Raw genomic sequence first — 19,772 nt, 5'->3', positions numbered from 1 at the left:
TGGTCAGAGCGGTGCCGCAGGGCGATTTGCCCGGTTTCCCGGCCGCGCGGAGGTGGCCGGGAGCCCGCGAATCAGCGCTCGGTGGCGTTGCCTCGGATGCCGGTGGGCCGGATCGCGATCGCCACCCGATCCTTCGCGTCCGGCGGGACCACCGGACCGTTGCCGTAGCGCTCGGACAGGCTGGAGTAGAGCGCGCCCTCAGGGTCCTCGTCGATGTGGTCGAGTACGCCACGGACCTCGAGATACCGGTATGGGTTGTCCGGGTCGTAGATAGAGATGGAGACCCGCGGCTCGTGCGCGAGATTCTTGAACTTCTGCCGGTAGTTGGTGTGGGTGAACCAGATGAACTCCCCGTCCCACACGAACCACATCGGGTTCACCTGCGGCGCCCCGTCCGGCCTGGTCGTGCCGAGGCTCGCGTAGACGGGCCGCTCCAGCAGATCCCGCGCCTTCTCGGGAATCTCGATTGTCATACACCCTCCAGTCGATGTGTGTGCCGTAGCCGCGTCGGCCCCCACTGACAGGGGCAGATAACCGGCTACCGAGCCGATACCCTGGTTCGGCCTTGATCGAGACGAACAACAGCGGGGGCGCATGTCATACCCACCCGGCCAATACCCCGGGCAGCCTTACGACCCGAACGCGCACCACGCGCGCGAGGGTGAGCAGCAGGCGCCCGGCCATCAGCGCTCGGATCCGACGATGCTCAATCCGATGAGCCAACAGGGGTACCCACCGCCCCCGGACCCGACCCAGCTGAATCCGTTGAGTCAGCCCGATCCGGCTCACCAGCAGGTTCCGCCGTCGGACCCGACCGTGTTCAATCCGCTGAGCCAACCGGATCCGGCGTACCAGCAGGGACAACCCTACGACCCGTACGCGCAGCAGCAGCTTTCGCAGTACCCGTCGGTGCCGCAGTATCAGCAGCAGCAACCGGTGTATCAGCAACCGCCGCAGCAGTATCCGCCGCAGCAGTATCCGCCGCAGCAGGGCGGCTTCCCGCCGGGTCCGCCCCCGCCGGGATTTCCACCGCAGTACGGGCCCGGCGGATCCGGGTCCGGGGGCGGTGGTGGCGGAAAGGTGCTCGCCGCCATCGGTTCGGTCCTGCTCACCGTGCTGGTGATCGCCGGGATCATCGGGCTGAAGGTGTGGAAGAGCAACGCCAGGCACCATCGCGACGACGCGGGCGCGACCACCACGACCAGCCTGGCCATCTCCACCAGCGCGGCCGGCGTACCGACGACCCCGAGGACCAGCGCCAAGGTCCCGCCGGTCACCACGGCGCCGCCGACGACCTCGCCCAAGCCCACGACCGTGTGGATCGCGGCGGCCTACAACGAGGCGAGCAACGAAGTGCATTGGGCCCGAAGCTCGCTCGGCCAGGACGCGGCCGTCGGCCAGGCCCAGGTCGCGTGCGGCTTCTCCTGCCAGGAACCCATCTGGTCGAAGGACGCCTGTGTCGCGTTCGCCTTCGGCCGCAACGGCGGCTGGGGCTCCGCCTGGGGTCTCACCATCTCGGACGCGCAGAACAAAGCGCAGGCCAGGGCGCAGAACGACTTCAACGTCCAGGGCCCCTTCGAATACTGGTCGAAGTGCGCGACGGAGTAGCTCCCGGTTAACCGTCCAGGTCGACGCGGAGCGTGAGCAGGTCCGTGCCGACCAGCCGCACCACCGCGCTGTTTCCCCGCGGGAGTTCGCGCAGCCGGGCGCGCGCGTCGTCCTCGGGCAGCAGGTGCGCGGTGCCGGTGTACCAGCGGCCGTGCAGGCGCAGCCGAACCCGGTTGTTCGCCTTGATGTTCCGGATGTACTGCGAGCGGTCACCGAACTCGGAGACGAGCCAGAACTCGTTGCCGACCTTGCGCCCGCCGATCGGGGTGATGCGCGGCTGTCCGCTCACCCGGCCGACGGTCTCCAGCAGTTGCTGGGCGGGCACCTTGCGCTGCAACGGATTGACGACCCGGCGCTGCACTGTGGTCACCAGTCGGTGCTGAATATCGCGCTTGCTCGGCATGGGGCCGACCGTAGCACCGGCTTGGGCAGTGTGCCGCACGACGTGCGCCAGTTAACGGCACAATGCCGAAAGCGCTTTTGGCACAGTGCAACAGCCGAATACGGACGCGGTGGGCAATCCGACGAATTGGTGTGAATACCAGTGTTTCAGTGTGATGCACGTCATAAAGTCCGTGCCCTGCAATAACTCTGAACACACCAGGACCACTCATGCCTGATTCATCCCTGCATTCGCGCGGCCTAGTTCTCGCCGCGACCGCCGCGGCACTGTCCCTGATCGGCTCCGGCCTGATCGCCGCCGCCCCCGCGCACGCCGCGGGGGCGATCACTTTCGCGCCGAAGGTGGATTCACCGTCCGGCGGCCAATTTCCGTCGTGGGGACCCGGCCCGTCCCCGATCGGCACCGTCACCGCCGACTTCGACGGCGACGGCAAGGCCGACGTCGTCGCGGCCGATTTCCAAGGGGCGGGGCCGATCCTGATGACCGGCAAGGGGGACGGCCGGTTCAACACCGGCACCAGGGTGGGCGAGGTCGGCAACGGCTTCGGCGCGGTCGGCGTCGGCGACCTGAACGGCGACGGCAAACCGGATGTCGTGGCGCAGGCGTGGACGACGATCGCGACGTTCGTCAACAACGGCAACGGCACCTTCCGCGCGGCCACGAAGTACACGACCCTCGAAGGCGCACAACAGGAAGTGATCGTCGCCGACGCCAACGGCGACGGCAAGGCCGACGTGCTCAGCCTGGCCCCGGCGGGCGTGCAGACCTGGCTCGGCAAGGGCGACGGCACCCTCGATGCCGGGCCGACCAGCCTGATCCCCGGCGTGGCCGCCGCGTTCACCGTCGGAAAGTTCAACTCGGACAACAAGATCGATATCGCGGTGAACAACGATGTGCTGCAACAGGTGCACGTCTTCACCGGCAACGGCGACGGCAGCTTCACCCGGCGTGGGGCGAGCACGTCCGGCCTGATCACCGAGGACGTGCGCGCGGGCGATTTCGACGGCGACGGCATCGACGACGTGATCACCGCCGACTCGTTCTCCTTCAGCACCACGCTGCTGCTGTCCGACGGCAACGGCGGATTCAAGAAGACCGACCGGGTGGCCATCTCCGGGCTCGGCCCGACCAGCATCGCCGCGGCCGACTTCGACAAGGACGGCAAGCTGGACGCCGCCATGTCGGCGGTGCTGAACTCCAGGATGGTGATCTTCGCCGGCAACGGTGGAACCATCAGCAAGACCGGCGATTTCGGCGTCACCTCGCAGCCGCAGACGCCGGTCGTCGCCGACTTCGACGGTGACGGCAAGCTCGACATCGTGGTGGCGGGCAGCGCGAACGCGGTGTCGTTCTTGAAGAACATCTCCTGAGCGCGGTCAGCAGACCGAGGTCAGGGTGACGTTGTCGTCGAAGGGCAGGAAGCCGTCGACCAGGGCGGTGACCTGCAGGCTGTGCACGATGATCTCGCCGCCGTGGTTGTCCAGGAAGGCCACGTCGGAGGCGTCGCGGCCGGTGGCGATCCGGACCAGCGTCGAGCGCGGCGCGAGTCCGGTGGCGTCGAGCGCCCGCCAGGCGCCGTCGACGTAGGCCTCGGCGACCGCGTGGAAATCCATCGGCGAACAGCCCGGCGCGTACACCGACACCACCCGCGCGGGCACCTTCACCGCGCGCAACAACGCCACGACCAGATGCGCGAAGTCGCGGCACACACCGGCGCCGGACAGCAGCGTCTCCACCGCACCGTCGATGGGGTCGCTGCTGCCCGCCACGTACCGGATCCGCCGCCCGACCCACTGCGCGACCTGCACCGCGAGCTGCGCATCCGGTGTGCCGGAAGGGAACTCGGTGGCGGCGAAGCCGAGCAGCTTGTCCGACTCGGCGAATCGGCTCGGCCGCAGATACAGCGCGCGGTCGTAGTCGGAGCCGGCATCCGGGATCGCGGTGCCGAGCACGGTGGCGCGATAGTGCGCGCGCAAAGTGCCCGGCGCGACCGAGAATTTGTGAATTCGGGTGCCGTGCGGACCGAGGATCTCCCACGGTGTGATGGCCCAGCCGTCGAGCTCGAACACCAACGACTCGTTCAGTTCCAGATTCGGCTGCCTGGCGACGGCGATCTGGAATTCGAGCGTGGTCGGCGCGGTGATCGCCACCTCCAGCTGAGCCGAGACATCGCGCTTCACACCACAATCCTGTCAGTCGCGGCCGAGTGCCCTTCCTATTTTCGGCCACACCGCACCGAGTTGGCATCATCTGCACCGTCAATTCATGTCCAGGAGGGGATAACTGTGCCCGGCCGCGCGGATATGGGCGAGAATTTGCGCGTGCGCACCCAGTTCACTCGCGAGCTCGTCGCGTTGACCAATGATTTGACGTTGATGTGCCGGCTCACCCATGACGCGGCCGAGCGGGTGACCGACGCACTCGTCGGCGCCGATCTCACCGCCACGTATGAGGTGTTCGCCCTGGACGAGCAACTACAGAAGATGTACGGCGCGTGCGAGGCACGGACGGTGGTGTTGCTCGCGTTGCAGGCGCCGGTGGCCCGCGATCTACGGCACGTGGTGACCGCCATCCAGATCGCGACCGAGCTGTCCCGGATCGGCGGGCTGGTCAGCCAGGTCGCCGATCAGGTGTATCAGAGTCATCCGGGACATGTTGCGCCGCAACCGATTCTGGATACCCTGGCGGAGATGGGCCGGCTCGCCGCGACCCGCACCGCGCTCAGCGGCGAGGCCGTCGCCACGGGTCACCAGGAACCGCCCGGCGAGCACGATCCCGGACTGCACGCGATGGAACTGCTGCACAAGCAACTGCATTCGGCGCTCGCCGCACCCGCGTCGGCCCAGCCGGCCAGCGCCGCGATCACCGTCGCGCTACTGGCCAATCATCTGGAGCGCTGCGTCGAGCACACCTCGCGCATCGATCGGTTGATCCGCTTCCTGGACACCGGTGTTCCGCCGACGGCTCAGCCCGCGGACAGCGCGTGATCGCTAGCCGGCCCTGGCGATCGAGTAGAGCTCGCGGGCGGGTCCGGTCAGCCGCTGCCCGGTCGGCCACACGGCACGCAAGGTGCGTTCCAGTTCGAGGTCGGTGATCGTCGGGGAAACCAGCGTGCCCGCGGCGATTTCGGCGGCCACGGCCAGTGAGCTGAGCACCGCGGGGCCGACATCGGACGCAACCGCGGTCTTGATCGCGGTGGTGGAGGACAACTCCAGGGCCACCTCCGGCCGCCAACCGGAGATCCGGCGAGAGACCGCGTGCTCGAACCAGTTTCGGGTACCCGAACCGGCTTCCCGCTGAATGAGCGGGGTTTCGGCGAGTTCGCCGAGGGTGACCGAGCCGCGACGGGCCCAGCGATGGGCCGGTGCCACGACCACGATCAGGTGGTCGTGCGCGACGACGTGGGACTGGAGACCACGAAAGTTCTGCGGGCCTTCGATGAAGCCGATCGCCGCCTTGTTGTCGAGTACCTCCTTGGCCACCTCGACGGAGTTGCCGGACTCCAGCGCGATGGCGGTGCCCGGCGCGGTGGCGCGCAGCTTCATGAGCCAGGCCGGGAAGAGGTACTCGGCGATCGTCTGGCTCGCGGCGACGCGCAGGTGTGAGTCGCGCTCGGCGCGCAGGGTGTCGATGCCCGCGTCGAGTTGCTCCGCCGCGCGGACCACGCCGCGGGCCCACTCCGCGATCAGCGAGCCGGCCCTGGTCGGCCGGGAGCCGAGGGTGGTGCGCTCCAGCACCGGCATGCCGACCAGCTTCTCCAGATAGCTGATCCGGGACGACGCGGACGGCTGACTGATGCCGTGCGCGGCCGCCGCCCGACCGAGACTGCCCAATTCGATCACCGACAGCAGCAGATCGAGCGCGGCCAGATCGGGCACACGGGGCGACAGGGGCATAGAACCAGTCTATGCATGCATAGGCAGGTGCCCGCTACCCGACTCCGCTACCTGCGACGACGCTGAAGACATGACCGCCACCTTGACCTCCCGCCCCGCAGCATCGCGGCGCGTGGTCGGCGAGCTCGACCATCGTGCCGACCGCCGCCCCGGCTCCCTGCGCCAACTCGGCCCGAACTGGTTCGCCGCCGTGATGGGCACCGGCATCGTCGCCACCGCGGCAGCCGGCCTGCCGACGCAGTTCCCCGGCTTGCGCGGCGCGGCGACCGTCGTGTGGGCGCTGGCCGCCGCGCTGCTGGTGGCCCTGACCATCGCGTGGCTCGCGCACTGGGTGCGATTCCCCGACACCGCCCGCGATCATCGCAACCACCCGGTGATGTCGCAGTTCTTGGGCGCTCCCCCGATGGCCTTGCTCACCGTCGGCGGCGGGACCCTGCTGCTCGGCTCCGATGTGATCGGCCTGCCCGCCGCGGTGGCGATCGACTGGGTGCTGTGGACCGCGGGCACCGTCCTCGGCCTGCTGACCGCGGGCGCCATCCCCTACCGGATGTTCACCAGGCACCGCGTCGAGGCCGACGCCGCCTTCGGGGGCTGGCTGATGCCCGTTGTGCCGCCGATGGTTTCGGCCGCGATGGGCGCGCTACTGGTCCCGCATACGCCCGCTGGCCAGCCACGCTTGACCATGATCCTGCTGTGCCTGGCCATGTTCGGCCTCAGCCTGCTCGCCGCCCTGGTCACCATCACCATGATCTGGTCGCGCCTGGTGCATCACGGCACACCGCCCGCGAACATGGTGCCGACCCTGTGGATCGTGCTCGGCCCGCTCGGCCAATCCATCACCGCCGCCGGTCTGCTCGCCAACGCCGCGCCGTTCGCCCTGCCCGACCTGTACGCCAAGGGCTTCGTGGTCTTCTCGGTGATCTACGGCATCGCCGCCTGGGGCTTCGCCGTGCTGTGGCTCGCCCTGGCCCTGACTATTACCGTAAAGACCTACCGCGCAGGCGAATTGACCTTCAGCCTGACCTGGTGGGGTTTCACCTTCCCGCTCGGCACCTGCGTCACCGCGAGCACCGTCCTCTACACCCACACCGGCGCGAATCTGTTCGCCGCCTGCGCCGTCGCCCTGTACGCGCTGCTGGTAGCCGCCTGGTCGGTGGTCGCGGTCCGCACCGCCCGCGGCGTACTGAACGGCACCCTGCTCCGCCCAGCAACCACCTCTTGACCGACTGCGGGCTGGGTTCAGTCGAGCAGCGGGAACCGACCGGAGTGCAGTAGGCCCGCGATGGCGTCCATCTTCGCTTGCGGCGCAGCGTAATCCGGGTGGGCGCGCAGGACGGCGGCCGCGTCGTGCAGGCGGATCATCTGCTGTTCGGCCTGCTCGGCGGTGCGGCCACCGGAGGTGACCTGGTGACGGGCGAAGCCAGGTTTGCGGGCGTCGACGCGGCCAAGGGCCACGGCCTGCTCCACGCGGCGCGCGCAGCGGCAGAAGGCCTCAGGATTGGCTAGGCCGCAGGTGGCGGTGAGGAAGTCGCCGAGGCGTTTCTTGGCTCGCTCCAGGCGCTTTCGGTAGGCGGCGGGGGTGATGCCGAGGATCCAGGCGGCGTCGGTGGAGGTGAGCTCGAAGACGTCGCCGAGCACGAAGGCGACTCGCTCGTCGCGGGTCAGGCATTGCAGCATGGCCTGCGAGCAGTTCAGCCGGACCTCGGCGGTGAGCAGGGCCGCCTCCGGGCCGCGGTAGTCGTCCTCGGCGAGCCCGTCGGCCAGGCCGTCGCGATAGGCGTCCAGGCTCAGCTCGGCCGCCTCCTGCGGCGTCTGGCGCTTCAGGTTCAGCAGATAGTTGACGCCGATGCGGTAGGCCCAGGTCAGCAGCTTCGCCTCGGCGCGCCAGCTGGCGAGGTTGCCGAGAACGCGAAGCAGGATCTCCTGGGTCGCGTCCTCGGCCTCCGCCGGTCGCCACACCATCCTCAAAGCCAGCCGATACAGCGGATCTTGCAGCAGCCGCACCACATCGGCGATCGCCTCCCGATCGCCCGCAACAGCACGCCCGACCAGCACCCGCTCCGCGCCCCGTTCACCGCTGTGTGCCTCCGTGCTCATCCAGCCATCCTTCGGCCGGTAGCCGGTCCGACGCAAGCCGAATCGTCAGTAGTCCTTCAGGGTGAGGAACTCCGGGTCGGCCTCCGGCGGGTTGGCGGCCATGGCATCGAACACCTCCTGCGGGGGCGGCTCGGCGAACAGCATGCCGACCACTTCGACGGCGCCTTCCTGATTGGTTTTCACGTAGTCGCGCAGCTGGTTTTCGTAGGCGGCGAACGCGGCGTCGTGATTGCCTGCGGCGGTGGCCAATTCACCCGCCAGGAGGTATGCCCCGATCAGCGCCTGGGAGGTCCCGCGGCCGGACAGCGGCGAGGCGCACGCGCAGGCGTCGCCGAGCAGCACCACCCGGCCTGCCGACCACGCGTCCATCTTGACCTGGCTGATCGGGGTGAAGTACAGGTCTGACGATGCCGCTAGGTCGTCCAGCAGGCGCGGGATCACCCAGCCGTCTCCGGCGAAGTGTTCCGCAATGATCCGCTTCTGCTCCGCGACGTCGCCTCGGTCGTAGTCGAACGGGTCCGAGCCGAAATAGAGCGACGCGCGGGCCTCGGCGTTGTCCCTGGTGCTGAACACATTCGCGGTCCGGCCGCTGGCCAGCTGGCAGCCCCGGCCCGCGTAGTCGAGGTCGAGGAAGTTGTCGGTGGAGAAGATCGCGTTGTAGACGCCGAGGTGGTGGATGTAGTTCGCGTGGTCGCCGAAGGCCAGTGCGCGAACCTTCGAGTACAGCCCGTCCGCGCCGACCACCAGGTCGAACCGACACGGCTCGCCGCGTTCGAAGCTGACCAGAACGCCGTCGGCGTCCTCGTCGAGGGCGGTGATCGAGTTGTCGAAGAGGTACTCGGTCGTGTCCTTCGTCAGCGCGTAGAGAACATCGGTGAGATCGCTCTTCAGCACTTCCAGCTCACCGGCGAAGATCGCCGCGGGCATGGTCACCACGTGGCGGCCGTCGGGGTCGACCACCTCGCTGTCGCGAATCATGGTGCTGTACTTGCGAATCTCGTCGAGGATGCCCATCCGGTCGAGCACCGTCATGGCCTCGCCGCGGAAGTCGACCGCGTAGCCGCCGGGGCGCGGTGTTGCCGCCCGCTCGACGACGGTCGGGGTGAAACCGTGTCGGCGCAGCCAGTACGCCAGCGCCGGGCCCGCGACTCCGGCGCCGGAAATCAGGATGTTCGTGTTCTTCATGGCGTTCCCACTTCTCTGCACATTCGAGCTGTCGAGGTACAACGTACATGACGATGCGTACGTCGTACAGACCGTACTAGTGCAGATAATCCGGGATGACTGACTAACATCGGCCATATGCGTACTAGTACAGCCGACTCGGGGGACCCCACTCCGCCCTACCTGCGCATCGCCGCGGAGATCCAGGAACGGATCAGCTCGGGCGAGCTGCGGGCCGGTGATCGCGTGCCCTCCGCCCGGCAGATCACCAAGGAGTGGGGCGTCGCCATCGCCACCGCGACGAAGGTGCTGGCCGTGCTGCGCCAGGCGGGCGCGGTGAAGGCGGTGCCGGGCGTCGGCACCGTGGTGGACAGCTCACAGGGCGCTCCCGCGCGCGAGCCCGACACCGAACTGACCGCGGCGTCGATCGTGCGCGCGGGCATGGCGATCGCCGACGCGGAAGGCCTGCCCGCGCTGTCGATGCGCCGGGTCGCCGCCGAACTCGGCGTGCCGACGATGTCGCTGTATCGCCATGTGGGCGGCAAGGATCGGCTGGTGCTGCTGATGGCGGACGAAGCCTTCGGCGAGGCCGAACTGCCCGACCCGCCGCCCGCGGGTTGGCGGGCGCGCCTGGAAGTGCTGGCCCGCCTGCAATGGGCGATGTACCACCGGCATCCCTGGGTGGTCGCCGCGCTCTGGGTGAATCAGCCGAAGCCGGCGCCGAAGTTGCTGGCGCACACCGAATGGGCCGTGCGCGCGTTCGACGAGCTCGGCCTCGATCCAGACGCCATGATGTACGCGCACGTCTCGCTGTACAGCTACGTGCGCGGGATCGCGGTGAACCTCGAGCTGGAGGCCGGGATCCGGCGGGCGGGTACCCCGATGGAACCGTGGGACGTACTCGAGCCGGAGTACGCGCAGTTCCTGACCAGTGGCCACTATCCCACGCTGGCAAGCCTGAACGAGCGCAACGACTTCCAGTTCGACATCGACAAGCTCTTCGATTTCGGCCTGCACCGGCTGCTGGACGGGTTCGCCGCCTTCATCGCGCCGGGTGCGAGACCGGAGTAGCCCGGTCCCGCTCGCCGCCCGTCAGGAGATCGCGGCCGCTGCGTCGACCAGCGCGTGCCGGCGCGCCCAGTCGGCCACCGCGGCACCGATCTCGTCCGGCCGGTCCTCGGGCGCATGATGCCCGGCCGGACCGATCGACACGACTTCGGCACTCGCGAAAGTCGTTGCAGCCCAATCTATCGCCTCCGGGGAGCCGAGGCCGACGCCGTTCTCCAGGCCCATCACCAGCTTCGGGACCTCCGGGGATCGGGCGGCCCACTGCCCGTAGTTGTCCACGATCGCGACCACATCCGCGGGTTCGCCGTCGAGTGGGAACTCGCGCGGCCACACCAGCATCGGCTTGCGCGACTCCGGCGTCGGGTACGGCGCGCGGTACACGTCGTGATCCGCGGGCGACAGCTTCGCCACGCCCTTGGGCAGGTTGAACTCGATGAACATATTCTCCTCCAGCACCATTCGCTCCCCCTCCGCGCTGCGGAACTTGCGGAACAGCTCGGCGCCGAGCGGCGGCAGTTCGGTCCAACGCAGCGGCCGCAGGAACGTCTCGATCAGCGCGATGCCGCGCACCCGGCCCGGATGGCGTGCGGCCCAGTCCAGCCCGAGCGCGCCGCCCCAGTCGTGGCCGACGATCACCACCCGGTCCAGCTCCAGCGCGTCGAACCAGGCGTCGAGGTAGCGGGCGTGATCGACGAACCGGTAGTCGCCGTCCGGCTTGCCGGACTCCCCCATGCCGATGAGATCGGGTGCCAACGCCCGGGTTTGACCGGTGACGTGCGGAATCACGTTGCGCCACAGGTACGAGGAGGTGGGGTTGCCGTGCAGAAACACCACCGGCACCGCGCCGGTGCCCGCTTCGCGGTAGTAGATGAACGAGTCGAGGACGTCGACGGTGGCCATGATCTATCCTTCCGAGGTCCGGCTTGCTTGCCTTCACCCGGTTTGGACACGGGATATCACCGCACTGTGACCGCGCGGAGAAGTGACCCTCGCCACCTCCCTGGCCGCCCGTGCGCGCACTACACAAATCCCGCAACCGACCGGCACATCCGTAAGAATCCAGTAGATATAACTACCAGCCTGAAATGAACCTGAGAATACTCCCGAATCAGGCATATCTACTTGCCAAGATCAACGCCGGTTATCTACTGTCTCAATACGTAGCAACGAGCAGGATTCGGGACGGAGCGAAGCGGTGCAGCAGCGAGAGGCGAATTCCCAGTCGCGGGTAGCACTCTCGGCCGGCACCGATCGAATCCCGATCTGCCCCTAGTCATCACGAACGAGTACGCCCGGCGCGGCGCGACATCTCGGGTCCTCCCTCATCGGCCCTGCGGTGTCGGCGGGTGCGGTAACGGACTGGACAACCAGCCGCACCACCGCGCGACGGACGATCTCCTTCGTGATCTGCCACCCTCGAGTCGGCGCCGGCACGGCGACTCGAGGGTGGTTTCATATCAAGCCCCCTTGGCTGTGCGGAACGTCATACCCCGCAATCACTTCCGCGACCTCGGCCTCCGGATACGTTGGCGCCCGATATAGTTCAGGGTGGTTGGCGTTAGGAAGCTCGATGAAGTTCACAGTTCAGCGGCTCGCTCTGATCGGGCTGGCCATCGCGACATTCATCGGAGTGTCCTACTACTACGTGAACCGAGTCGAATCTCCCAGGGCGAACGCGGGCTGCGGCACCGCGCAGGTCTGCGCCAACGCACCGGCCAGCATGCCCAGCCACGACGCACTCACCCTGCTCGACACCATCCGGGTCGCCGGGCGCGCGGCCAAAACCGGTTACACCCGTGAGCAATTCGGTACCGCCTGGACCGATGACGTGTCGGTTCCCGGCGGCCACAACAAGTGCGACACCCGCAACGACATCCTGCAACGCGACATGACCGAGGTCACGTTCAAGGACAACAGCCGCTGCGTCGTCGCCACCGGCACGCTCAACGATCCGTACACCGGCAAGACGATCAAGTTCGTCCGCGGCCCGAAGACCTCCGACGATGTGCAGATCGACCACATCATCCCGTTGTCGGACGCCTGGCAGAAAGGCGCGCAACAGCTTTCCGCCGAGCGGCGCCAGGACCTGGCCAACGATCCGCTGAACCTGCAGGCCGTGGACGGTCCGACCAACCAGTCCAAGAGCGACTCCGACGCCGCCACCTGGTTGCCGCCGAACAAGGGCTACTGGTGCGCCTACCTGACCAGGCAGATCCAGGTCAAAGCGGCCTACCAGCTCTGGGTGACCCAGGCCGAGAAGGACGCCATGACGCGGGAACTCAGCGGCTGCCCCTAGTCAGGCCATGGTCACGACGACCTTGCCGAACGGGTTGCCGTCGCGGAAGTAGCGGTACGCGTCCACCGCCTGATCGAGCGGGAACACCCGATCGATGAGCGGCCGCATCCGGTGCTCGGTGATCGTCCGGTTCATCGCCTCGAAGTCGGTGCGGCTGCCGACGGCGATCCGGCGGATCGACACATACTGCGTGCCGAACACGTCGCCGACCGACTCGACCAGCGGCGTCCTTGCCGCTCCGATCATGGTGACCTGCGTGTTATATCCGCCGGAGCGAACGGATTTCGACAGGGTCGGCAGGCCGACCGCGTCGACCACGTGCTCGACGCCGAGGCCACCGGTCAGGTCCTGCACCGCCTGATCCCAGTCAGGTGTCTCGGTCGAGACGATCACCTCGTCCGCCCCGAGCTTGCGCAACCCGTCGGCCTTGCCCGGGCTGGAGGTGACGGAAAAGACGCGCGCGCCCAGCATTTTCGCGTGCTGCACGGCGAACAGGGCGACCGCTCCGCTACCGACGGTCAGCACCGTCTCGCCGGGCGCGACCGGCACCGGCTTCGTGAGTGCCGCCCACGCAACGACTCCCGCGCAGGTCAGCGTCGCCGCCTCCACGTCGGTCAGATGCGCGGGCACGTGCACCACCGAATCCTGCTCGACCACCGCGTAAGTGGCGAGCATGCCGTCGACATTGGCGCCGTACTGCTCGGCCGCCATGGCCAGCCGCTGCGGGCCGTCGACCCACCGGACGAAGTAACTGGCGGTGATCCGATCGCCGAGCGCGGCCCTGGTCACGTTCGCGCCGACCGCGATCACCTCGCCGACGCCATCGGAGAGCGGGACGATCCTCGGTGTCGCGGGCAGCGGGTAGACGCCGTCCATCAGCATCAGGTCGCGGCGATTGATCGAGGCCGCGCGCACCCGGATCACGACCTGATCCGGGCCGGGCCGGGGAATCTCCTGCGCGGCGGCGCCGAGTCCGTCGAGGCCGCGCAGCGGATCCAGATGGTAGGCAACGCCGTTCATCGGACACCCACGATGAACTGGTGATCGGACAGGATCCGGCCCTCGTCGTCGAGGCCGATGACGTCGAAGCCGCCGCCGGCCACCGTGCCGTCGGCCCTGGCCACCATCGTCCAGCTCACGCCGATCAGCCCGGCGGGCAACCGGACCGGCGCCGACTCGACCGCGAATTCGTATTCGCCCGACTCGATGAACATCTCGTAGGCCCGGGTCACCCTGCGGTCCAGCGCATCATGGCCGCGGACCTCCAACGGCGGCATCGGGAATTGCAGCCGTTCCGCCGCTTCGCGCAGCTCGACCGGCGGGTCGACCAGGGTCTGCGCACCGGTCGGCGCCCACAGTTCGCGGATCGCCTTGCCGCGTGCCGCCGGGTCGGACTCGTTCCACTGCGCCGCGTACTGCTCGGCGAAGCGGGCCAGTTCGTTGTCGTTCAGTTGCTTGCTCATGACCCAGAGTTTTGCGATCGCGGCGATTCCGCGCGATTCCCGGCAGGGAATAGCCGAATCGCGCCCCACCTGCGTGCTCATACCCTGCACGGAATAGCGCTGCTCCGCAGGTCAGATAAGAATGTGCACATGACAACGGCGATAGCGGCACCTGGGTTCGCCCGTGAGCTCAAGCACTGGCGGACCCTGCGTCGGGTCAGTCAGCTGGATCTGGCCATCCGGGCGGACACCACGCAGCGACATCTGAGTTTCCTGGAACAGGGGCGGTCGCGACCGGGTCGCACGATGGTGGTGCGGCTGGCGGAGTCGCTGGAGCTGTCGCTGCGGGAGCGCAACGATCTGCTGCTCGCCGCGGGCTACGCGCCCGCCTTCCCCGAATCCGATGTGGACGCACCGGAATTGGGGCCGGTGCGGGAGGCGTTGACGACGATTCTCGACGGCCACCTGCCCTATCCGGCGATCGTGGTGAAACCGCGCGGAGTGCTGCTCGCCGCCAACGCGGCGTTCCCGGTACTGACCGACGGCGCCGCCCCCGAGCTGTTGAAACCGCCGATCAATGTCTTGCGCCTCGCGCTGCATCCGGAGGGGCTGGCGCGCCGGGTGGTGAACCTGCCCGAGTGGGGCAAGCACGTGACCGAGGCCCTGCGCGGTCGGATGTCGCGCAGCCCCGACCCGGCGCTGGCCGACCTGATCACCGAACTGGAAGGCTATCTCCCGCAAGCGGATCCCGGACCGGACCACCTCGGCTTCGCGGTACCCCTGCGGCTGCGCAGCGACGACGGCGAACTACGACTGATCACCACCCTCACCTCGTTCGCCACCGCCACCGACATCACCCTCGCCGAACTGCACCTCGAGGCGTTCCTCCCCGCCGACGCGCAGACCGCGGAGATCCTGCGCAAGCGCGCGGCACGCGACTGACCGACCGCATCGGCAACCGACGCACCACTCCTGATTTCCCGCACCGAAATTCGCATGCGATTCTCGGTGCGGGAAATCAGACCTGGTGCGGCTACCAGGTTCGCGCGGCGCTGCGGAGGCGGGTGTGGACCAGGTCTACGTGGGGGCGGGTGTCGGTGCCCGCGCGGCGGACCAGGAATCCGGTGTTGATCGGCGGGTCCGGTGGGTCGAGCAGGGTGACCAAAGCACCCGAATCCAGTTGGGGCGCACAGAGATAGCGCGGTAGCACGCTGATGCCCGCACCCGCGACGACCGCGCCGGCGACCGCACGCAGGTCGGCGACGATGACGGCCGCTTCACCGGTCAACCGGATCCCGAAGACGTGCCGCCAGTACCGGCGCAGAATCGGCAGGTCGGGTGCGTAGCTGACGAGCGGCACCGTGGCCAGCGCGACCGGGCCTTCGGTGCGCAGCCGCGCGGTATCGATCCGGCCTGCCACGGCGGGCGCGGCGACCAGCACGAACTCCTCGTCGGACAGCGCCTCCGCGACCACGGTCCGGCCGCGCGGACGCACGGTCGACACCACCAGGTCGTAGTGCCCCGCACGCAGCCCGGTCAGCAGATCCTCCGAGAGCCCGGAACTCACGGTCAGCCGCACGCCGTGCACGATCAGCGGTGCGAGCGCCGGAAGCGCCTGTACCGCAAGCAGTTCCGCGGGGCCGGCCAACCGGACCGGCGGCTGCGGTTCGTCCGCATCCGTGATCGACCGCCCGGCGACCGCACTCAACGCGTCCAACGGTTCGGCGATCCGCGCGGCCAGCTCCGCGGCGGCCGCGGTCGGCGTCACCCCGCGCGGCAGCCGCTCGAACAACCGCTGCCCGAGCCGCTTCTCCAACGCCTGCAACTGCGCGGTCACCGTCGGCTGCGACAACCCGATCAGCCGCGCCCCGCCGGTAATCGACCCCGCCCGATGCACGGCCAGGAACGTGCGCAACTGATTCAGATCCAAACTGCCATCGGAATCCCTATCGCTCACCCACCTAGTCTATTGCCCCGCCGATACAACCGCCGCACCACTTCTGATTTCCCGCACCGAAAATCGCATGCGATTCCAGGTGCGGGAAATCAAGAGTGGTGCGGGGGCCGGTCAGCGGGGGCGCACCGCGTCGAGGAGTTCGGGGCCGTGGGTGGTGAGGCGTTTTTCGGCGACGTGGGCGGCGATGATCGCGGCGGCGACGCCGGTGGCGATGCCGATCGGGACGGCGAGCCATTCGACTGCCTTCAGTTCGGTGAAGTGGCCGATCAGCAGGACGGCCAGCACCGGAAGCACCGCGAACAGCTGGCCGAAGAGCACGACGAACTGGAGCAGCACCTTCGCGCAGCCGGGGTTGCCCGAACCGGAGAATGGATTCCCGGTGCGCTGCGGAACCGGATACGGCGCGTGCGTGGAGATGAACATGGCCGCGCCGACGCCGACGCCGAGCGCGGCGAAATACAGCGCGAGCACCCAGGGGTACTGGTCCGCGTGGCCGAACGCACCCGGCAGGATCAGCGCGAGCAGCAGCGTGGGCAGCCCGAGCACGATCCCCAGCGCCAGCAGGCGGCCGCGCACGTCCGCGCGCACCGCGCCGGGGGTGACCAGGGCCTGCCAGACGGCGGTGCCGTCGTAGCCGTACAGGTTGGCCCCGGCGAGCGCGGCGAACGAGACCGAGGTGACCCCGGCGAACGGCACACCGCCGGTGCCGCCACCCTGGAACGCCGGGAAGACCGGCATCAGGATGCCGACCACCAGCACCGGCAGCAGCGCGGCGCGGCGGCGACTGTCCCGCGACCAGGTGCGCAGTTCCTTGATCAACACGGCGCCGACCGGCCCGCGCTGACGGACCCGGCCGAGCACGCCGCCGCCGGTGCCACCGGCCACGGAGTTCATCGGCGCGGCCAGCCGCCGGGCCAGCAGCACCGCCCAGGCCTGCCACAGCCCGAGCGAGACCACCACCAACCCGGCCAGCGGCAGCAGCGCGAGCAGCCAATTCCCCTGTGCCGCACCCTCTACCGCGACCGGCGCCCAGCCGGACGGAATCCAGCGCACCCCCGCGGACGCCCAGGGCGGGAGGTCGCGCAGCGCGCTCACGTGCGACATCAGCCAGCTCATCGGGTAGTAGGCGACGCCGAGCAGCCCGGCCAGCAACACGCCGATGTCCCGGCCCCGCCGCGACCGCATGGCCGCGCCGATCCAGGCGAGCACCACCCGGGACAGCAGCACCACGAACACCAGCTGCAACACGATCCCGATCACCGCGACCAGCGTTGCCGCCCAACCCAATTGGGCCGCAAGAAGGATCAAACCGCCGAAGGCGACCAGGTTGATCACCGGCGCGGGCCCGGCGAACGCCGCGGCGAGCAACCCGCCGGCCAGCTGCCTGCTGCTGATCGGCAACAGGCGCAGATGCTCCGGCTGAATCGTCTCGTCGCTGCTGCCGATCAGCACCGGGCCGCACATCCAGCCGAGCGTCCAGATCCCGAAAATGGTTGCGGCGATGGTGATTCCGTTAGCGACGTCACCATCGCGCACGGCGAACCCGATCAGTGCCGCGGTGATGACCGCGAACACGGCGCCGAACAGGACACCGATCACGAAGCTGAAACCCTGCCACCCGTTGCTCAGCGCGCGCCGGGTCAGCAGCAGCCGCATGCGGATCAGGATGCCAGCCACGACAATCCGTCCTCTCCGCCGACGCGGCCGCCGACCAGCCGGACGAACGCCTCCTCCAGGGTGGTCTCGCCGCGCACCTCGTCCACCGTGCCCGCCGCGACCACGCGCCCGCCGGTGATCACCGCGACCCGGTCGCACATGCTCTGCACCAGCGCCATCACGTGACTGGACAGCACCACCGAGCCGCCGGCCGCGACGAAGCGTTGCAGGATGACCCGGATCGTGCTGCCGGACACCGGATCCACCGCCTCGAACGGCTCGTCGAGCACCAGCAGTTTCGGCGCGTGCAGCAGCGCGGTCGCCAGGCCGATCTTCTTGCGCATGCCCGCGGAGTAGTCGACCACCAAAGTCTTTTCCGCGCCGGTCAATTCGAAGACGCCGAGCAGTTCGTCGGCGCGCTCGGCGACGGTGGCCTCCGGCATGCCGCGCAAAAGGCCGGTGTAGGTGAGCAATTCGCGGCCGGTGAGCCGCTCCGGCAGGGCAAGACCGTCCGGCAGCACGCCGACCAGGGTCTTCGCCCGGATGGGGTCGGCCCACACGTCGGCGCCGAAGATCTCGGCGCGGCCGGCGTCCGGTCGTAGCAGTCCACAGGCCATCGACAGGGTGGTCGTCTTGCCCGCCCCGTTCGGGCCGACCAGGCCGAAAAAGGAGCCCGGCGGTACCGCCAGGCTCACGTTGTCGACGACCCATGGTCCGCCGAAGCGTTTACACAGGCCGGTCAGGTGCAGTGCGGGCTGATGGTCTGGTCGCATGTTCCCCCGGAGTCCTTTCGGATCGATGTTTCTCCAAAGGGTACGGACCATCAGCCCGCGCGGTTCGAGCGAATCAGGCAGCTACCGCGAGTTCTTTCTGCACGGGGGCGTCCCAGTCGATCCGGTAGCGCTGCTCGGTTCCCATGCTCTTCTCCGGGTTCATCAGCTTGACGAACATCGGCGCCATCAACTGCATCAGCTTGCGCCCGACCGGCCCGAGGGTCTTGCTGTGGTTGGCCTTGGCGGCGCGCGCCGCGACGGCCTCCACCCGTGGCCTGCGCAGCTGCTCATAGGTGGCGAAGGCGGCCTCCGGCGTCGGCAGATCGCGCAGGCAGCGGGCCACCTGGATGGCGCTCTCGATGGCCAGCGAGGCGCCCTGCCCGGAGCTGTTGGACGGCGCGTGCACCGCGTCCCCGATCAGCGCCATCCGGCCGCGGAACCAGTGCGGCACGGACGGCATGATGTGCAGCGCGCCGGACACTTCCAGCTGTTCCTCGGTGGTGCGCCGAGCGAATTCACCGCCGGGCGTGTCGTCGGCATAGGTCTCGCGCAGGATGCCGAGCCAGTGCGCCTTCGGGATCGCGCGGGCCGCGGTGAGCGACAGGTACTCCTTGTGCGGCAGGTTGGCGCCCCACATCACCCGGCCGTCACCGGTCGACCCGTACAGGTAGTAGGCCTTCTTCCCGAACGCGAAGGTCATGGATTCCGGCTCGACGTGGCCGTCGTAGTCGATGATCGCGCCGAAGCCGAGCATGCCGAGGTACTCCGGGCCCGGCGCGTCCGGGTCGATCAGGCCGCGCACCGTGGACCGGATGCCGTCGGCGCCGATCAGCACGTCGGCGGTGGCGGTGCTGCCGTCGGTGAACCGGGCGGTGATGCCCGAATCCGACTCGACCACATCGACCAGGCGCTTGTTGTATTCGAACGGCACACCGGCGGCGACCGCGTGGTCGTGCAGGGTCTGGTGCAGCTCGCCGCGATCGACCATCTGCAGCGGCGGCAGGCCAGCCAGTCCGCGCATGAACATGTCCTTGCCGCCGATGGACAGGCCCATCTTGGCGATCGGCTCGGCGATATCCCGGACCGGGTCGCCCGCGCCGATGATGTCCAGGGCGGCAATGCCGTTCGGGGCGAGCGCGAGCCCGCTGCCGATGTTGTAGGACGAGCCGGGGTAGGCCTCGTAGACGCGGGCGTCGATGCCTGCCTTCAGCAGTGCGGTGGCGGCGACGGGTCCGGCGATGCCGCCGCCGATGACCAGTGCGGTTCTGACTTGTGACATGGGTGTCTCCAGGAATTGGTGTTTCGGGTTCTTCGAATCCCCGAACCGACCCGTGCACCACGCACCCAGTTATCCTGTGGTTGCCAGCCTTGTAGCCGGGTGCGCGCATGCGGGCGCGGTTCGAGACTGTTCA

20 protein-coding genes are annotated in these 19,772 nt (G+C 68.6%); 7 read left to right on the top strand and 13 right to left on the bottom strand.

All coding sequences use genetic code 11. The annotated features are described in order from the left end of the window. Positions 1–71: 71 nt before the first annotated feature. The gene (locus tag ACFQ9K_RS00345) at positions 72–473 is read right to left on the bottom strand and encodes a PPOX class F420-dependent oxidoreductase (RefSeq protein WP_378718710.1); all 402 of its coding nucleotides are present in this window, start codon (positions 471–473) and stop codon (positions 72–74) included. A 121-nt stretch (positions 474–594) separates the two neighbouring features. Here ACFQ9K_RS00345 and ACFQ9K_RS00340 point away from each other — a divergent pair, with 121 nt between their 5' ends. Further along, positions 595–1,608, top strand: coding sequence for a DUF4189 domain-containing protein (locus ACFQ9K_RS00340; protein ID WP_378718709.1), 1,014 nt, complete (start codon positions 595–597; stop codon positions 1,606–1,608). Positions 1,609–1,615: 7 nt separating this feature from the next. Here ACFQ9K_RS00340 and ACFQ9K_RS00335 read toward each other — a convergent pair whose 3' ends face one another. After that, the gene (locus ACFQ9K_RS00335) at positions 1,616–2,011 is read right to left on the bottom strand and encodes a nitroreductase/quinone reductase family protein (protein WP_378718707.1); all 396 of its coding nucleotides are present in this window, start codon (positions 2,009–2,011) and stop codon (positions 1,616–1,618) included. A 209-nt stretch (positions 2,012–2,220) separates the two neighbouring features. Between ACFQ9K_RS00335 and ACFQ9K_RS00330 the strand changes: the two genes are divergently transcribed. Further along, complete coding sequence (locus ACFQ9K_RS00330; RefSeq protein ID WP_378718705.1) at positions 2,221–3,381, top strand: FG-GAP repeat domain-containing protein; 1,161 nt, start codon at positions 2,221–2,223, stop codon at positions 3,379–3,381. Between the two features lie 6 nt (positions 3,382–3,387). Here ACFQ9K_RS00330 and ACFQ9K_RS00325 read toward each other — a convergent pair whose 3' ends face one another. Next, positions 3,388–4,191 carry a transglutaminase family protein gene (locus tag ACFQ9K_RS00325; RefSeq protein ID WP_378718703.1) on the bottom strand — a complete coding sequence of 268 codons (804 nt, stop codon included), beginning with the start codon at positions 4,189–4,191 and terminating at the stop codon, positions 3,388–3,390. A 141-nt stretch (positions 4,192–4,332) separates the two neighbouring features. Between ACFQ9K_RS00325 and ACFQ9K_RS00320 the strand changes: the two genes are divergently transcribed. Beyond that, entirely contained in the window at positions 4,333–4,998 is a 666-nt protein-coding gene (locus tag ACFQ9K_RS00320) for a phosphate uptake regulator PhoU (RefSeq protein ID WP_378718701.1), read from the top strand. A 3-nt stretch (positions 4,999–5,001) separates the two neighbouring features. On the opposite strand, the gene ACFQ9K_RS00315 is transcribed toward ACFQ9K_RS00320, so the two are convergent. Continuing rightward, a complete protein-coding gene (locus ACFQ9K_RS00315) occupies positions 5,002–5,907 on the bottom strand; it encodes a LysR family transcriptional regulator (protein ID WP_378718699.1) in 906 nt (301 codons plus the stop codon). Positions 5,908–5,977: 70 nt separating this feature from the next. On the opposite strand from ACFQ9K_RS00315, the gene ACFQ9K_RS00310 reads away from it, so the two are divergent. Further along, positions 5,978–7,129: a TDT family transporter gene (locus tag ACFQ9K_RS00310; RefSeq protein ID WP_378718698.1), complete on the top strand. Its 1,152-nt coding sequence runs from the start codon at positions 5,978–5,980 to the stop codon at positions 7,127–7,129. A gap of 17 nt (positions 7,130–7,146) precedes the next feature. On the opposite strand, the gene ACFQ9K_RS00305 is transcribed toward ACFQ9K_RS00310, so the two are convergent. Next, entirely contained in the window at positions 7,147–8,004 is an 858-nt protein-coding gene (locus ACFQ9K_RS00305) for an RNA polymerase sigma factor (RefSeq protein ID WP_378718696.1), read from the bottom strand. Between the two features lie 45 nt (positions 8,005–8,049). Next, positions 8,050–9,189, bottom strand: coding sequence for an FAD-dependent monooxygenase (locus tag ACFQ9K_RS00300; RefSeq protein ID WP_378718694.1), 1,140 nt, complete (start codon positions 9,187–9,189; stop codon positions 8,050–8,052). Positions 9,190–9,306: 117 nt separating this feature from the next. On the opposite strand from ACFQ9K_RS00300, the gene ACFQ9K_RS00295 reads away from it, so the two are divergent. Continuing rightward, positions 9,307–10,239 (top strand): TetR/AcrR family transcriptional regulator C-terminal domain-containing protein, encoded by a 933-nt coding sequence (locus tag ACFQ9K_RS00295; RefSeq protein WP_378718691.1) that lies wholly within the window; start codon positions 9,307–9,309, stop codon positions 10,237–10,239. Between the two features lie 21 nt (positions 10,240–10,260). On the opposite strand, the gene ACFQ9K_RS00290 is transcribed toward ACFQ9K_RS00295, so the two are convergent. Further along, complete coding sequence (locus tag ACFQ9K_RS00290; protein ID WP_378718689.1) at positions 10,261–11,136, bottom strand: haloalkane dehalogenase; 876 nt, start codon at positions 11,134–11,136, stop codon at positions 10,261–10,263. Positions 11,137–11,806: 670 nt separating this feature from the next. Between ACFQ9K_RS00290 and ACFQ9K_RS00285 the strand changes: the two genes are divergently transcribed. Continuing rightward, positions 11,807–12,532: an HNH endonuclease family protein gene (locus ACFQ9K_RS00285; protein ID WP_378718688.1), complete on the top strand. Its 726-nt coding sequence runs from the start codon at positions 11,807–11,809 to the stop codon at positions 12,530–12,532. Here ACFQ9K_RS00285 and ACFQ9K_RS00280 read toward each other — a convergent pair whose 3' ends face one another. Both ACFQ9K_RS00280 and ACFQ9K_RS00275 read right to left on the bottom strand, forming a co-directional pair. Next, a complete protein-coding gene (locus ACFQ9K_RS00280; protein WP_378718687.1) occupies positions 12,533–13,552 on the bottom strand; it encodes an NAD(P)-dependent alcohol dehydrogenase in 1,020 nt (339 codons plus the stop codon). Next, a complete protein-coding gene (locus tag ACFQ9K_RS00275; RefSeq protein WP_378718686.1) occupies positions 13,549–13,995 on the bottom strand; it encodes a hypothetical protein in 447 nt (148 codons plus the stop codon). The genes ACFQ9K_RS00280 and ACFQ9K_RS00275 overlap by 4 nt, the downstream gene beginning before the upstream one ends. Positions 13,996–14,124: 129 nt before the next feature. Here ACFQ9K_RS00275 and ACFQ9K_RS00270 point away from each other — a divergent pair, with 129 nt between their 5' ends. After that, positions 14,125–14,916, top strand: a complete 792-nt coding sequence (locus ACFQ9K_RS00270; protein WP_378718685.1) for a helix-turn-helix domain-containing protein — start codon at positions 14,125–14,127, stop codon at positions 14,914–14,916. A gap of 91 nt (positions 14,917–15,007) precedes the next feature. Here ACFQ9K_RS00270 and ACFQ9K_RS00265 read toward each other — a convergent pair whose 3' ends face one another. From ACFQ9K_RS00265 to ACFQ9K_RS00250, 4 genes are all read right to left on the bottom strand, one after another. Further along, positions 15,008–15,931: a LysR family transcriptional regulator gene (locus ACFQ9K_RS00265; RefSeq protein ID WP_378718683.1), complete on the bottom strand. Its 924-nt coding sequence runs from the start codon at positions 15,929–15,931 to the stop codon at positions 15,008–15,010. Between the two features lie 111 nt (positions 15,932–16,042). After that, positions 16,043–17,608: a hypothetical protein gene (locus tag ACFQ9K_RS00260; RefSeq protein ID WP_378718681.1), complete on the bottom strand. Its 1,566-nt coding sequence runs from the start codon at positions 17,606–17,608 to the stop codon at positions 16,043–16,045. Then, entirely contained in the window at positions 17,593–18,360 is a 768-nt protein-coding gene (locus tag ACFQ9K_RS00255; RefSeq protein WP_378718680.1) for an ABC transporter ATP-binding protein, read from the bottom strand. Before ACFQ9K_RS00255 ends, ACFQ9K_RS00260 begins: the two co-directional genes overlap by 16 nt. A gap of 73 nt (positions 18,361–18,433) precedes the next feature. Continuing rightward, positions 18,434–19,639: an FAD-dependent oxidoreductase gene (locus tag ACFQ9K_RS00250; RefSeq protein WP_378718679.1), complete on the bottom strand. Its 1,206-nt coding sequence runs from the start codon at positions 19,637–19,639 to the stop codon at positions 18,434–18,436. Positions 19,640–19,772: the final 133 nt, after the last annotated feature.

The sequence above is a fragment of the Nocardia sp. NPDC056564 genome, assembly GCF_042793755.1.
GTDB lineage: Bacteria > Actinomycetota > Actinomycetes > Mycobacteriales > Mycobacteriaceae > Nocardia.
This window is presented reverse-complemented; position numbering and strand designations above follow the sequence as displayed.

Excerpts from the sequence above, each read along its gene's own strand:
- ACFQ9K_RS00300 (WP_378718694.1), bottom strand. The coding sequence starts at position 9,189 with ATGAAGAACACGAACATCCTGATTTCCGGCGCCGGAGTCGCGGGCCCG.
- ACFQ9K_RS00255 (WP_378718680.1), bottom strand. The coding sequence starts at position 18,360 with ATGCGACCAGACCATCAGCCCGCACTGCACCTGACCGGCCTGTGTAAA.
- ACFQ9K_RS00285 (WP_378718688.1), top strand. The coding sequence starts at position 11,807 with ATGAAGTTCACAGTTCAGCGGCTCGCTCTGATCGGGCTGGCCATCGCG.
- ACFQ9K_RS00290 (WP_378718689.1), bottom strand. The coding sequence starts at position 11,136 with ATGGCCACCGTCGACGTCCTCGACTCGTTCATCTACTACCGCGAAGCG.
- ACFQ9K_RS00250 (WP_378718679.1), bottom strand. The coding sequence starts at position 19,639 with ATGTCACAAGTCAGAACCGCACTGGTCATCGGCGGCGGCATCGCCGGA.
- ACFQ9K_RS00345 (WP_378718710.1), bottom strand. The coding sequence starts at position 473 with ATGACAATCGAGATTCCCGAGAAGGCGCGGGATCTGCTGGAGCGGCCC.
- ACFQ9K_RS00295 (WP_378718691.1), top strand. The coding sequence starts at position 9,307 with ATGCGTACTAGTACAGCCGACTCGGGGGACCCCACTCCGCCCTACCTG.
- ACFQ9K_RS00335 (WP_378718707.1), bottom strand. The coding sequence starts at position 2,011 with ATGCCGAGCAAGCGCGATATTCAGCACCGACTGGTGACCACAGTGCAG.
- ACFQ9K_RS00270 (WP_378718685.1), top strand. The coding sequence starts at position 14,125 with ATGACAACGGCGATAGCGGCACCTGGGTTCGCCCGTGAGCTCAAGCAC.
- ACFQ9K_RS00340 (WP_378718709.1), top strand. The coding sequence starts at position 595 with ATGTCATACCCACCCGGCCAATACCCCGGGCAGCCTTACGACCCGAAC.
- ACFQ9K_RS00315 (WP_378718699.1), bottom strand. The coding sequence starts at position 5,907 with ATGCCCCTGTCGCCCCGTGTGCCCGATCTGGCCGCGCTCGATCTGCTG.
- ACFQ9K_RS00330 (WP_378718705.1), top strand. The coding sequence starts at position 2,221 with ATGCCTGATTCATCCCTGCATTCGCGCGGCCTAGTTCTCGCCGCGACC.
- ACFQ9K_RS00275 (WP_378718686.1), bottom strand. The coding sequence starts at position 13,995 with ATGAGCAAGCAACTGAACGACAACGAACTGGCCCGCTTCGCCGAGCAG.
- ACFQ9K_RS00280 (WP_378718687.1), bottom strand. The coding sequence starts at position 13,552 with ATGAACGGCGTTGCCTACCATCTGGATCCGCTGCGCGGCCTCGACGGA.
- ACFQ9K_RS00305 (WP_378718696.1), bottom strand. The coding sequence starts at position 8,004 with ATGAGCACGGAGGCACACAGCGGTGAACGGGGCGCGGAGCGGGTGCTG.
- ACFQ9K_RS00310 (WP_378718698.1), top strand. The coding sequence starts at position 5,978 with ATGACCGCCACCTTGACCTCCCGCCCCGCAGCATCGCGGCGCGTGGTC.